Below are 13,501 nucleotides of genomic sequence, written 5' to 3' on the forward strand. Positions count from 1 at the left end.
ACCATTTACTATGAAAGTCCCGGACGGCAGCCGCGAATGAGCCATGCTTGCATGAGCGAATTCATGGGTATCGGACAGGCAAGCCGGTATGAGCAAGGAGCGCGATAGCGCGGATTGCGAATGCTGGCGACGATTGCGGGAGCACCAAAGGTGCGGAGCAATCGGCTTTCATGAATGGTGATGCCTGCGTCAGCAGGCATGTCCGTTTATTTAGAAATTTCAAGGATGGCGGCTCCCGGCAGACAGACAGCGATATCTCCTTCCTTCTCAAGCCAGCCAAAATGTTCGCAGGTGTGATCCGGACAGGGACTGTTTATAAAAGCTGCTTTCCCGTCCTTTACTTCTATATGAAGATTCATTCCGTTGCTCTCTGCCTCATAAATTCCATCCTTCCACAGCGGAACGGAAAGAGTCTCCGTTCCGCCATAAGACAATACTGCCATTTTCCCCTGTCCGGCGGTATGATACCGCCAGACAATCAGAGAAAATGCTGCTGTCAGGATTATCAAAACCAAAAACACATCTCTTTTATAAATCAGTTTTCTTCCAATCATCTTTCAAATTCCTTTGAAAGTTTTGCCGCTTCTTCCCCTGCAATCGAACCGCTGCCAATGACAAACATGCCCGCATCTCCGCCGATCGGATATTCTGCTCCCGTAGCCATAATGTTTCCAAGCCCGTCATTTCCGGCAATAAACAGATTCTCTATTACTGTTCCATCTGTTCTTACTGCCTTCATCTGATCGTTTACCTCCACTCCGCCGCAGGAACTGATCGCAAGGCTTCCGCCTTTAATCAGATAAAAGTATTCACCATCAGCACAGTTGAGCCCATTATTATCTGCTGCATAAGCCGCCTCCAGACTTCCCTCTGGAAGTCCCAGGACCTTATTTCCTTCTGCCAGATCATCTACCTTCCAGGCCCAGCCCTGACTCACAGCAGTATCCAACACCCGTTCGACCCAATCTCCCAGGGGATAATCCTTCGGTATTCCCATTCCAGTATTCTGGAATCCCATAACCGGATCAGAAATTCCATTCTCGCTATATTCCTTTAACTGCTCAGAAGAATATGCCACGTAAAAGCTGGCTCCCAGATAATATGTTCCCATCGCTCCGGAAAATCCTCCCATCGATCCGCTCACATCCTCAGAAATAAAATTTTCCCCATCCGTAGTGAGATAAACGCCATCCGGATTTACACAGAGGACATTCGTCAAATCATTGGGACTCCAGCTTCTTCCATCCGTTGTCTGCTGTACTTCAAAGGAGGTGATAAACTGAGCACCCATTCGCTGGTGACTCATTGGGTAAGCCTCCAGATTATACGGATTTGCACCTGCATCCAGCGCCATCTGAATCCCGTCTCCATCATTTCCCTGCCAGCCGTAATAAATCCAACCATCGCCTCCGGCAGCCCACTGTTCCATCAACTCCTCATTTCCACCGTAGCCGCCGGTTGCCAGCACGACCGCCTTCGCATAAACCTCGTAAGTGATTCCGTTGTCAGAATAGGCTCTCACTCCGACAATCTCATTCTTTGTCTCATCTGAATAAATTAATTCCTTTGCAGTGGTATTAAGCAGGTAATCTCCGCCGCCCTGTACGAAATCTTCAAACACCTTTTCATAATATTTCTGTGCGGTCAGATAACTTAATGTAGTTCCAGAACCAGATGTTCCAAACCCATCTACATCCTCCGCCTGAATCGCTTCTGCATCTCCTTCCTCTAACGCTGTTCCTGCCGCCTTAATGTCATTACCGCCTGTCATTTCAGGCATTCCCTCTGAAAAATCGATATCTCCCAGATTTAACTCAGAAACAGAGAATTTCATTCCATGGGCAACCAGAGTTTCAACTCCTTTTCCGGAAGCAGGAACCACCGCCTTATATGCCTCCTCATTGACAGGGGTATATTCTTCACTATGTTCCTGCCGGTACTCTTCATCGTTCCATTTTCTGTCTTCTTCACCAAAACGGCTCGCTTCAATGGTATCTGCATATTTTTCATAAATCGCTTGTGTTTCTTCATCGGTTATGCCAGGGTTATAGGCCTTCGGTCCTCCGGTAAACATGGACTGCCCGCCCCACCGGAACGTTTTCTCGATGTTCAATACACTCGCTCCCTGATCCAGAGCCGTAAGAGACGCTGTTGTTCCTGCTGCCCCTGCACCCACAACGACCACATCATAATCCAGACGGACAACCTGATCCTTATCTGTCTTTTCTCCTGTCTCTGTCTTCGCAAAACTCCGGTTGACTGCCTGCTCTGCTTCTTCCTCGTCCGCACCGCCTGCTACATATGCCTGTTTTAAAGCATCGCGCACAGCTCCTTTCATACCATTGGAACTGCCCGTAGCTCCGCTGACTGCGTCTAAATTCACATTCTGTTCTGCCACAATCCCAGAACCTAAAGTTTCAAACGCCCCTTCACACATATAGCGGTTTTCCATAGAGGAATTTTCCTGAAACGTGTCCAATAGCTTCAGATCAACAATCGTATCCTCGGTCACATTTACACTGACCGTCACATAATCCATGCTGGAGAATCCATGAGCCTTTCCTATATATGTTCCCGGTTTCATGGTACAGTCCGATACAACTACCAGGCCTGCCGATTCTAAGGCATCCTGTAATGCGGCCTTCACGCCATTGCTGGTGAACGTCGCTCCCGATACCGCATCTATCTCACCGTTTTGTTCTACAATTTCTTTCTGAAAACCGTCAATGTATTTTCCTCCCACATCCGGCGTTTCCTGGGACGCCTCGATGATACAGTCAACGATCTGATTATGTTCAACAGCCAGCGTCACCTGAATTGACCCACCAAAGCCTGTTCCAGTTCCATAAAATGTACCTGAAACAGAGCCATCTGCATCCACCGTTCTGGGCGTGTCTTCAATCCTATGTACAAAATATGTCTCATAACACCAGACTGCCGAAACCATGATAACTGCAGCAATTCCCAAGAACAGAACCGCTCCTTTCGCCTGCTTCCTATCCATCCTTTGTTCCTCCTGTTAATAACTTCTATATTCCTATCGTATCAGGTAAAAGGCATTTTCAACAATCTGCAGTTCTTCCAGAATGTACGTTATCAGACAGTATGAAATAATTGTCCATTATTATTTCTATGATGCCTGCTCAAACTGGCTGTAATACAAATCCGCATAAAACCCACCCTGCTTTAGCAGCTCCTCATGGGTACCGCTTTCAATCACATCTCCATTTTTTAACACGAGAATACAATCTGCGTTCTTAATGGTGGACAATCTGTGCGCGATCACAAAACTAGTGCGTCCCTTCATCAAAGTTTCCATTGCCTTCTGTACCTGCTGTTCCGTTCTGGTATCCACACTGCTGGTGGCCTCATCAAGAATTAAAAACGGTGCATCCTTTACCATGGCACGGGCAATGGTAAAAAGCTGTTTCTGTCCGGCGGAAAGATTATCCTGATCCCCCAGCATTGTATCGTACCCTTCTGGAAGAATACGGATCAATTCAGAAATTCCTGCCGCATCACAGATTTTGTCTAATTCTTCATCCGTAACATTTTCTTTCCCGTAAACCAGATTCTCCCGCACCGTTCCTTCAAACAGCCATGTATCCTGCAGCACCATACCGAACAGGCTATGAACCGTTTCCCGTTTCATCGCAGCGATAGGGATTCCATCAATAGTAATTTTTCCACCGTTCAGTTCATAAAAGTGCATCAAAAGATTGACAAGCGTGGTTTTCCCTGCTCCGGTTGGTCCCACAATAGCGATTTTCTGGCCGGCCTGTACCGTTCTGGTAAAATCATGAATAATGAGCTTTTCCTGATGATAACCAAATTTTACATGTTCAAAGGTGATATCCCCCTTCACAGAAACCGGATTTGCCTTTTTCCAGCTCTCGTCCTCCATTTCTTCTTCACCCAGAAATTCAAACACTCTCTCGCAGGCAGCCGCCATGCTCTGAACGCTGTTTAATGCTTGCGAAATATTCTGCAGCGGCTGCGTAAAGAGACGAATATATAACATAAATGCCACAACTGTTCCGAAAGAAATACTGCCTTTCATAGTAAGAACCGCCCCTGTGACACAGACTGCAACATAGGCAAGATTTCCAATAAAGGATAAAAGCGGCACCATCAAACTGAAATTTCACTTAATCCCTATAATTGCAAATCTGTATTGCTGCACCATTTTCCATAATAGAAAATCCATGCTTCTCATAAAATGGCACATTAGCTTTATCCTCCGGCATTCCCTCAATATATAAGAAATCCCTATACTTTTCTTTGATACGTTCTATCATGCTACCGGCAATGCCCTTCCCCTGATAATCAGGATGAACAAGTACATAATGAATCTGAGCCAACATCTCCGTGTCATCCAAAACTCTGGTAAGCCCTACTAATTTTTCATCATCCCATACTGTAAGCACCGTTGATGAATTCATAAGTGCTTTGTACAAACGCTCCGGATATTTTCCCGAAACCCAGTTCACAGCTAAAAATAACTGCTCAACCTGTTCCTTAGTAAATTTCTTTTCTTCTGTGTATATAAGCATAATTTTCTCCTTTTACCTGTGATGATCACATTTCTGGCACTGTGTCATCTCGTTTTTACTGTCCTCTTTGTAAAAAATACCTGACCACTGACATATACTTTGTAAAATCGGAACTACCGACTTTCCCTTTTCCGTCAAATAATATTCTACCCTTGGTGGAATCTCATCATAAGATTTGCGCTCAATAATTCCTGCTTCTATCAGTTCTTTTAAAGTTGCAGCCAGAACTGCATCTGTTATATTATACATTTCCTTGCGGATTTCACTATAACGCATTTTCTTGTTTGCAGACAATACACATATGATACGTGATTTCCACTTACCGCCAAACAATGTCAGTCCGTATTCCAATGGACAGCGTATATCATCATCTAATTTTTTCTTATATTTTGCCATATAAAATCACCTTCAAGCTTTTTTCTCATTATAGCGTGAAGGTGATCTTTTTTGAAGTAACTATGAAATTTATAAGTATATTAGATTTCTTTCTTATTATCAGCTCCCGGTGTTGTCACAATGACTTTCTCCGGTGTAATAATAAGTGCTCCCTTTGCAGTTGCAGCACCATTGAACATTTTTTCTACCATAGCTTTAAAGTTATCCACAATTGCGCCCTCTGTCGCATACTCAGCTGTTCCCTTAATCTGGTATCCCTCAAGATTCTGTGTGTCATAAGCTGATATTGCAATTCTGCCATTGTTTCCTTTGATATTATTTAAGGTTGTCTCAAGAAAAACATCTCCTACAACAAGTTTTCCGTCATCTGTTACATCCTTAAATGCAACCGGAACTACATTGGGCTCACCATTTGCACAAGTAGCAAGATCCCACATACCATTTTTTAATACTTTGATTACTGATTCATTCAACATTGTATACACCTCCGTTTGTTCTGTTGATATATCAATGTTAATCAATTTACTTATCTTTTTGAAGATATTGGTAAATTTATAAGTAACTATTAAATTTAATAGTATTACCTCTTTACACAGACTTCTATCCGACAAACTGAAAGTTGTTTATTAAACCTTTTTAACCTTAACCAACAACATCATAGGTCTACGCATTTCATTACACATTCCCGGCATACCCATCATATCTGCCGGAGGCATTGCTTCCTCAATAGCCTCAATTTGAAAACCACATTTTATAAGTGGATTCAATATCTGCGTTAATGTGTGGTGCTGTTTAATTACTCGTTGACCAAGAAAATTGGTTTCTCTTTCGCCTGTGTAATAGTAATTGTCGATTGGCCAATATTTAGGTTTCCCATTTTCATCATAAATCCAATCCTCATTAACACCTGCGGTGAAAGTCGGATGTTCAATATTGAATAGGAAATACCCACCTACTTTTAATGTGCAATACACCTTTTGATAAACATTAGCTAAATTTTCGATATAGTGCAGTACCAGGTTAGAAACAACTAGGTCATAAGTATTTTCAGGATAAATGTATTCTTCAACACCGCAAACTTTATACTTGATTTTGTCATCAGCGTTATCAGCTACTGCTTTTGCAATCATTTTTTGACTACTATCAATACCAAGAATTTCAGTAGCTCCCATTTGTGCGGCATATTTGCAATGCCAACCGTAACCACATCCTAAATCCAAAACTTTTTTTCCCTGTAATTTAGGGAATAACGGTTGCAACTGATGCCACTCTCCAGCAGCTTTCAGACCATCTTTGCTTCTTCCCATTTCCGCATATGCGGCAAAAAATTCACTATTATCGTAAATATTTCCCATTGATAATTACCTCCACAACTTAGAATTTATTTTAATATCCATGGTCAACATGTTGCCATTGTCCGCCGTTTGTTCTAACTAAAATCCACTTCCAATCATTGTATGTACTATTTGGATTCAGAGAACCCTCTCCTCCAGATGAATCAACATCGAATGAAGATAGCAAAACAATGACTTCATCTGCATTGTTCCTATCTGCCCAATCTTGATGGTCTTTAGAGCTGTCATCCCCTGCATAATAAATTTCTGTAAGAGTACATCCATTCCAGTTGCTCTTAAACTCTTTTTTTATGGTGTCAATAGCGGCTGCAATGTCCTCTTCAGAATATATTTCAGATTCTACATTATGTGTATTTACTTCATTAACATTTCCGCCACAAGCACTCAAACTAAATACAAGCAGAATACATAGCATTGCACATACAATTTTTTTCATAATTCACACTACCTCCATCAATTCCGAGTTATTACGCTCTTTCTATCACCCATCTTCCAGCCATCCAAACAAGAATCATCTCCCGCTCAACACCCCCTGTCAGCTCCGCGTTTCCGCGATCTTCTCCATCGCCCTCCGGTACGCATGTACAAAATACAGGATCTCCGCGATCGCCGTGAGCGACCAGGAACAGCTGTAGAGCAGATACAGGGACGGGATCGTCTGAAAATACGCAAAGACCGTATAGACCCACGCGATCCGGAATACGCAGGAACCCAAGATCACGATGACCATCGGTGCCAGACTCTTTCCGAGTGCCCGGGATGCCGCGATCGTGCAGTCCATGAACGCGGAGATCCCATAGGAAAATCCCATGATCGTCAGGCGCTTCATTCCCGCTGCCATGACTTCCGGGTCATTCGTAAATAAGGACAGGAACTGCTTTCCGAACACGACGAGAAGAAGTCCCATCGCAAGTCCGATCCCGAATGAATATGCAAGACTCACAAAATAACTGTCCCGCACACGCTTTTTGTTTCCGGAGCCGTAGTTCTGCCCCATAAAGCTCGCGCAGGCCGTATAGAACGCCGCCATCACATCGTAGATCAGCGCATCCGCATTCGCCGCCGCGGAATTTCCCGCTACCATCACGGCACTGAAAGAATTGACGCCGAGCTGGACAAACAGATTTGCGATTCCGAAGATCGCATTCTGAAAACCGGACGGGATCCCGAGCCGCAGGATCGCCTGCGCCTTATCCTTCGAAAGCCGGAGCTTTGCAAGATGCAGTCCGAAATCTTCATGACTCCGGAACAATGCCATCACGATCAGAAACGCCGAAAGGCACTGAGACAACGCACTCGCAAGCGCCACTCCAACTACATCAAGCTTACAGACGATCACAAAAAACAGATTCAGGATCACATTCACGATCCCCGACAAAAACAGATATCTCAGCGGACGCCCTGTATCCCCGGCCGCACTGAACACCGCGTTTCCGAAATTATAAAGCGCAAGCGCCGGAATCCCCAGGAAATAGATCCGGATGTACAGAGCGGCCTTGTCGATCAGCTCCTCCTTCGTATTTAAAAGCACCAGCACACCGCGCGATGTAGAAACTCCCAAAATCAGCAGGATCAATCCGACCACCAGGCTGACAAGAAAAGCCGAATGTACCGTCTCCGAAACCGACTTCCGGTTCCTCGCCCCGATATAAAGCGCCGTCAGCACATTGATCCCACCGGAAAGTCCGATCAGAAATCCCGTATACATCGAGATCAACGTCGTCGTAGAACCAACCGCCCCCAGAGACATCGCCCCCGCAAACTGCCCGATCACCGCAATATCCGACATGTTGAACAAAACCTGCAGCAAATTCGAAAGCATCAGCGGAATACTGAAAAACAGGATCTGTTTCTTCAAAGATCCCCGCGTCATATCCATACTTGTCCGGCTCATAAAAATCCCCCCAAAAGTAACATAATCTCCCCAAACAAGCGAAAACACTCTTCGCGAGTTTTCCCTTGTTATCGCGACAGTCGCCAAGGTCTCGTGCAAGCGCGGACTTTGGCTCGTCGTTCGCGTAAATTATACTGAATTTCCGCAAAAACTTCAATCATAGTGTATAGATTTCTCGCTCCTATGAGCGCCCATAGCCGCTTCCCACAACGTTCCATCCCCTGCACCACAGCTAAACCTTAACCTGCAGTCAATGCGCCCGCAGCCGGTGAGCTTCCAATCAGGAGTGCCTTGATCGAGGGATCTGGCTTCCTCTTGGCTCGCGGGAGAATGCGTTGAATGCCAGGTGACACTTGTTTGAGCGCAGCGAGTTGTGTCACCTGGCATTCGCCCTTAGCAGTCTCCTGCAAGCCTAGAGGAACCTTCCCGCGATCACCTTGCACTCCTGAGCGGAAACTCACCGGCCCCGCCCGAAGCCAATCAGCTCCCTCTTCACTCCCGAGCGGAAGCTCACCGCCCCGCCCGAAGCCACTCACTTCTTAACGCGTTTTTAACACTTCCCTCGCACCGATTTCCTTGACTTTTAAAAAATCCAGCGCTAAAATATCACCAGCATCGTGTAGAAATCGGCGTAAATCCAGGTACGAAACGGGTTTATGCCCTTTTTCTTTTTGTCGATGCAGACCCGATAAATCAATATCACGAAAGATCAAATATATGAAACAATTACTCATCGGAATCGATGTCGGTTCCACCACTACAAAAATCACGGTCCTCGACAAGACGACCGAATCACTCTTATACTCTGACTACCGCCGCCACCACGCAGATCAGCTTGCAAGCGTCCTCTTCGCGATCCGGCAGGCGGCAGAAAAATTTCCTGACACAAAAGCCAGGATCATACTCACCGGCTCCGGGGCAAAACCGGTCGCGGAGGCAGCCGATACCCCTTATATCCAGGAAGTTGTCGCAAACTCCATCGCTTTAAAGAAGACATACGAGACCGTCGGCACCGCCATCGAACTCGGCGGCCAAGATGCAAAGATCATCTTCTTCAAGACGGATTCAAAAACCGGCGCGTTAAACGTCGCCGACATGCGCATGAACGGAAGCTGTGCCGGAGGAACCGGCGCCTTCATCGACGAAGTTGCTTCCATTCTCCAGACCCCGCCGGAAAAAATGAACGAACTTGCCTGCAAGGGAACCTGCGTCTACGATATCTCCGGGCGCTGCGGCGTCTACGCAAAAACCGATATCCAGCCGCTCTTAAACCAGGGAGTCGCAAAAGCTGATATCGCCCTCTCCTCCTTCCACGCGATCGCCAAACAGACGATCGGCGGACTTGCACAGGGACTCGATATCAAACCTCCAGTTGTCTTTGAAGGCGGTCCGCTGACCTTCAACCCGAAGCTGATCGATGTCTTTTCGGAACGTCTGAACCTGAAAGAAAACGAGCGCCTCGTCCCGGAACACCCGGAGATCATGGTCGCCTACGGTGCAGCCCTCTCCTTAAACGGCATGTTCAAAGAGGCAGATCCGGAAGCCTCGGACGCTCCGGTCACCTTCCTTCCGCTCACCGAGTGGGTCTCCCGCCTGGAACAGGTCCAGGAGGACGCGAAGAAAAAGCAGCATTCCGGTCAGGAACATGCGGCTCCGCTTTTCTTCTCCTCCAAAGAGGAACATGACACCTTCTTAAAAGAACATCCGAAGGGAGACTTCACTCCGGCAGCACTCACACCAGGAACGACCATCCGCGCATGGCTCGGCATCGACTCCGGCAGTACCACGACAAAATTTGTCCTGATGGGCGATGACGGAAAGCTTCTCGACTTCTTCTACGCCTCCAACCAGGGCGATCCGCTGACCGTCGCAAAAAATGCCCTGATCACCATGCGGAACCGTTACCGCGATGCGGGCGTAACTCTGGAGATCTTAGGCTGCGGCTCCACCGGATACGGTGAACTTTTATTCTCCAGGGCATTTTCCACCGAATACCATGTCGTCGAGACGGTTGCCCATGCGAGAGCCGCGTTCCAGTACATGCCGGACATCACGTTTCTTCTCGATATCGGCGGCCAGGACATGAAGGCCATCTGGCTGGACCACGGGATCATCACGAACATTCTTGTAAACGAGGCATGTTCCTCGGGATGCGGTTCCTTCCTTGAAAACTTCGCCTCCACCTTAAAGATCCCGGTGACGGAGATCGCCTCCGCCGCCTTCCGGTCGGAAGCTCCGGCAGTCCTCGGCAGCCGCTGCACTGTCTTCATGAACAGCAGTATCGTCACCGAGCAGAGAAACGGCAAAAAGCCGGAGGACATCATGGCGGGACTCTGCCGTTCCATCATCGAGAACGTCTTCACGAAGGTCATCCGCATCTCGAATCTGGATTCCCTTGGCGACAGGATCATGGTCCAGGGCGGAACGTTCCGGAACGACGCCGTTTTAAGGGCTTTTGAGCAGTACACTGGCAGAAAGATCATCCGCGCCCCGTACCCGGGCATGATGGGTGCCATCGGCGCCGCGATCCTCACAAAGGAGGCAATGGCGGACGGAAAGAAAAAGAGGACGTTCATCGGCCTTGATGCCATGAATTCCTTCTCCTACACCCAGGAAGCCAACATGCCGTGTCCGTTCTGCACGAACCACTGCAAGCGTACCATCGTCCGTTTCTCCAATGGCCAGTCCTGGGTCACAAACAACCGATGCGAGCGCGGCGAGGTCTTAGGCGACCCGAAGGACCCGGCAGTCCGGAAGCTCCAGCGGGAACGGGAGGAGGCGCAGGCAAAGGTCCCGAACTGCTATAAGATCCGCGAGTCCTTACTCTGGAAAGACTACCCGGTACCGGAACATGTGACTGACCGGAATATCACGATCGGAATCCCGCGGGTACTCTCCTTCTGGGAGACCATGCCCTTCTGGTCCACATTTTTCCGCTCCTTAGGCTTCACAGTCCGCGTATCCGCCACCAGCAACCACAAGCTCTACGAGGAAGGTCTCTACGCGGTGGCCTCTGACACGGTGTGCTTCCCGGCAAAGCTTGTCCACGGCCATATCCGCAGCCTCGCGAAAATGCATGTGGACCGGATCTTTATGCCATCCATCACCTCCGTGCAGTCGGAAAATAAGGAGAAGACCAGCGAGTGGATGTGCGCCATCGTAAAGGGCTATCCTCTCGTCATCAAGAACTCCGATAACCCGGAACATGTTTTCGGAATTCCATTTGACGATCCTCTGTTCCACTGGTACACAAACAAGGACCGGGACGAACAGCTGACAAAATACATAAAAGACACTTACAATATTCCGGACGAGGAGATCAGGAATGCGATCCGATTTGCCGACATGGCAGAGAATTCCTTTCATCAGGAGCTTTCCGCCGCCGGCAAGGCGATCTTAGATCAGGTGACGGAGGAGAACCGCTACGCTGTGATCCTGGCATCGAGACCCTACCAGAACGATCCACTGGTCAACCACAGCCTGCCGGAGATGTTCACGAGTCTCGGCATCCCGGTGCTCACCGCCGACGCGGTCCCGGGCGTCAACGACGTGGACCTCACGAACAGCCGCCTGGATGTGGTAAACAACTATCACGCGCGAATGCTGGGCTCCGCCGTCATCGCCGCCGAGAATCCGCATCTGGAATATGTCCAGATCGTAAGCTTCGGCTGCGGACATGACGCGTACCTTTCCGACGAGATCATAAGACTCATGAAACAGGTCTCCGGAAAGATCCCGCTTATCTTAAAGCTCGACGAGAGTGAGATCCAGGGACCTCTGCGGATCCGTGTCCGCTCCTTTATTGAAACGATCCGCATGCAGAGGGAGAAACATGAGGACGTGGAGGTTCACGCCCTCCCCGATCCGTACCCGGTAAAATACAAAAAGAGCAACCGGAAACAGCGCATCGTCCTGGTTCCGAACACCTCCCATGCCTTCTGCCGCGTCATGTCGGCAGCCATGGCTAAGCAGGGACTCCGCGCGGAGCCGCTGCCTGTCGGCCGTGACGAGGCGATCCGCCTCGGAAAGAAGTATGTCCACAACGACATCTGCTTCCCGGCCCAGATCGTCATCGGCGAGGCACTTGCCGCTTTGGAGAGTGGAAAATATAACGGAAAAGAAGTTGCCATCGCCACCGGAAAGTACATCGGTGACTGCCGCCTGACCCATTACAGCGCTCTGCTTCGGAAAGCACTTGATGACGCGGGATTTTCCGATGTGCCGATCCTCACGAATGATGACACGGACTTCCACAACCTTCATCCTGGTTTTCGCTTAAGTCTCCCATCGGCTCTCCGGATCGCCTACGCGCTTCCGATGATCGATATTCTGGAAGAACTTCTCAGAAAGATCCGCCCGTACGAGCTCACAAAGGGAAGCGCCGACGCCGCCTTCGACCAGGCGCTGGACGCTGTGATCGATGGGCTCGCCGCCCATGGAGTCGCCGGTGCGAAGCATGGATTCTCAAAGGCCATTGAGATCATGAAGCAGGTTCCTTATGACCGCTCCCATCCGAGACCTACCGTGCTGATCGTCGGCGAGTACCTCTTAAACTTTCATCCGGGAGCAAACCACGATATTGAGGCGTTTTTAGAGCAGAATGGTTTCGAGATCATCGAAGCCCGCATGTCCGATGTCATCCAGAAGTCCTACTTCTACCGGGATATGCAGGTCCGGGAGTATCATTTAAATAAGCCGTTCCAGGAAAAACTCTGGTACCGGATGGCAGACATGTTCTTCGATCTCGCCCATGACGCGGCTGACAAGATCGCGAAAGCCCATCCTCTTTACACCGAACCGGCTGTCCGGCTTCCGGAACTCGTAAAGAAGAGCGATTCGATCATCCACCACACCTTCGATGCCGGAGAAGGCGTCCTGATCCCTGGTGAGATCCTGCACCATGCCGCTCATGGCTGCCGCGCTTTCGTGATTCTGCAGCCATTCGGCTGCCTGCCAAATCATGTGGTAGGCCGCGGAATCTCCAAGCGCTTAAAGGAGCTCTACCCCGATGTCCAGATCCTTCCCCTCGACTACGATCCGGATGTCAGCTTCGCGAACATCGAGAACCGTCTCCAGATGCTGATCATGAATGCGAAGGAACAGAGTGCGGAGAAGAACGCGTAAAATATGAGCTTTCTTTTTCATTTAAATATCGTTTACAATCACATTTAGGGTAGGATTCCTCTGGAATCCTGCCCTGTTTTAAATCATACATAGATTCCTGATATTCATTCTTTGATTCTTTATCGATTTGTTTTCAGATACGATAGATTAAAAATAGTTAGATTTGTCTCTAGATTTTA

The 13,501-nt window shown here is 48.3% G+C and carries 9 protein-coding genes and 1 pseudogene; 1 reads left to right on the forward strand and 9 read right to left on the reverse strand.

Going from position 1 to position 13,501, the window contains the following annotated elements:
- Nucleotides 1–206 precede the first annotated feature (206 nt).
- From ABCW45_RS07585 to ABCW45_RS07625, 9 genes and pseudogenes are all read right to left on the reverse strand, one after another.
- The gene (locus tag ABCW45_RS07585; RefSeq protein ID WP_343220575.1) at nt 207–554 is read right to left on the reverse strand and encodes a NusG domain II-containing protein; all 348 of its coding nucleotides are present in this window, start codon (nt 552–554) and stop codon (nt 207–209) included.
- Nucleotides 551–3,004 (reverse strand): FAD-dependent oxidoreductase, encoded by a 2,454-nt coding sequence (locus ABCW45_RS07590; RefSeq protein WP_343220576.1) that lies wholly within the window; start codon nt 3,002–3,004, stop codon nt 551–553. Before ABCW45_RS07590 ends, ABCW45_RS07585 begins: the two co-directional genes overlap by 4 nt.
- Nucleotides 3,005–3,130: 126 nt before the next feature.
- Nucleotides 3,131–4,135: pseudogene (locus tag ABCW45_RS07595) on the reverse strand (ABC transporter ATP-binding protein); the annotation flags it as partial.
- Between the two features lie 13 nt (nt 4,136–4,148).
- Nucleotides 4,149–4,553: a GNAT family N-acetyltransferase gene (locus tag ABCW45_RS07600; RefSeq protein WP_343220577.1), complete on the reverse strand. Its 405-nt coding sequence runs from the start codon at nt 4,551–4,553 to the stop codon at nt 4,149–4,151.
- Between the two features lie 12 nt (nt 4,554–4,565).
- Nucleotides 4,566–4,949 carry a winged helix-turn-helix transcriptional regulator gene (locus ABCW45_RS07605; protein ID WP_343220578.1) on the reverse strand — a complete coding sequence of 128 codons (384 nt, stop codon included), beginning with the start codon at nt 4,947–4,949 and terminating at the stop codon, nt 4,566–4,568.
- A gap of 80 nt (nt 4,950–5,029) precedes the next feature.
- The gene (locus ABCW45_RS07610; RefSeq protein WP_343220579.1) at nt 5,030–5,425 is read right to left on the reverse strand and encodes a pyridoxamine 5'-phosphate oxidase family protein; all 396 of its coding nucleotides are present in this window, start codon (nt 5,423–5,425) and stop codon (nt 5,030–5,032) included.
- 150 nt (nt 5,426–5,575) lie between these two features.
- Complete coding sequence (locus ABCW45_RS07615; RefSeq protein WP_343220580.1) at nt 5,576–6,304, reverse strand: class I SAM-dependent methyltransferase; 729 nt, start codon at nt 6,302–6,304, stop codon at nt 5,576–5,578.
- A 31-nt stretch (nt 6,305–6,335) separates the two neighbouring features.
- Nucleotides 6,336–6,740, reverse strand: coding sequence for an LptM family lipoprotein (locus ABCW45_RS07620; protein WP_343220582.1), 405 nt, complete (start codon nt 6,738–6,740; stop codon nt 6,336–6,338).
- A 99-nt stretch (nt 6,741–6,839) separates the two neighbouring features.
- Nucleotides 6,840–8,198 (reverse strand): MATE family efflux transporter, encoded by a 1,359-nt coding sequence (locus ABCW45_RS07625; RefSeq protein ID WP_118532905.1) that lies wholly within the window; start codon nt 8,196–8,198, stop codon nt 6,840–6,842.
- Nucleotides 8,199–8,915: 717 nt separating this feature from the next.
- Here ABCW45_RS07625 and ABCW45_RS07630 point away from each other — a divergent pair.
- Nucleotides 8,916–13,322, forward strand: coding sequence for an acyl-CoA dehydratase activase (locus ABCW45_RS07630; protein ID WP_343220583.1), 4,407 nt, complete (start codon nt 8,916–8,918; stop codon nt 13,320–13,322).
- Nucleotides 13,323–13,501 lie beyond the last annotated feature (179 nt).

Origin of the sequence: Pilosibacter fragilis, assembly GCF_032490495.1 — a bacterium.
GTDB lineage: Bacteria > Bacillota > Clostridia > Lachnospirales > Lachnospiraceae > Pilosibacter > Pilosibacter fragilis.

Excerpts from the sequence above, each read along its gene's own strand:
- ABCW45_RS07590 (WP_343220576.1), bottom strand. The coding sequence starts at position 3,004 with ATGGATAGGAAGCAGGCGAAAGGAGCGGTTCTGTTCTTGGGAATTGCT.
- ABCW45_RS07605 (WP_343220578.1), bottom strand. The coding sequence starts at position 4,949 with ATGGCAAAATATAAGAAAAAATTAGATGATGATATACGCTGTCCATTG.
- ABCW45_RS07600 (WP_343220577.1), bottom strand. The coding sequence starts at position 4,553 with ATGCTTATATACACAGAAGAAAAGAAATTTACTAAGGAACAGGTTGAG.
- ABCW45_RS07620 (WP_343220582.1), bottom strand. The coding sequence starts at position 6,740 with ATGAAAAAAATTGTATGTGCAATGCTATGTATTCTGCTTGTATTTAGT.
- ABCW45_RS07625 (WP_118532905.1), bottom strand. The coding sequence starts at position 8,198 with ATGAGCCGGACAAGTATGGATATGACGCGGGGATCTTTGAAGAAACAG.
- ABCW45_RS07610 (WP_343220579.1), bottom strand. The coding sequence starts at position 5,425 with ATGTTGAATGAATCAGTAATCAAAGTATTAAAAAATGGTATGTGGGAT.
- ABCW45_RS07585 (WP_343220575.1), bottom strand. The coding sequence starts at position 554 with ATGATTGGAAGAAAACTGATTTATAAAAGAGATGTGTTTTTGGTTTTG.
- ABCW45_RS07615 (WP_343220580.1), bottom strand. The coding sequence starts at position 6,304 with ATGGGAAATATTTACGATAATAGTGAATTTTTTGCCGCATATGCGGAA.
- ABCW45_RS07630 (WP_343220583.1), top strand. The coding sequence starts at position 8,916 with ATGAAACAATTACTCATCGGAATCGATGTCGGTTCCACCACTACAAAA.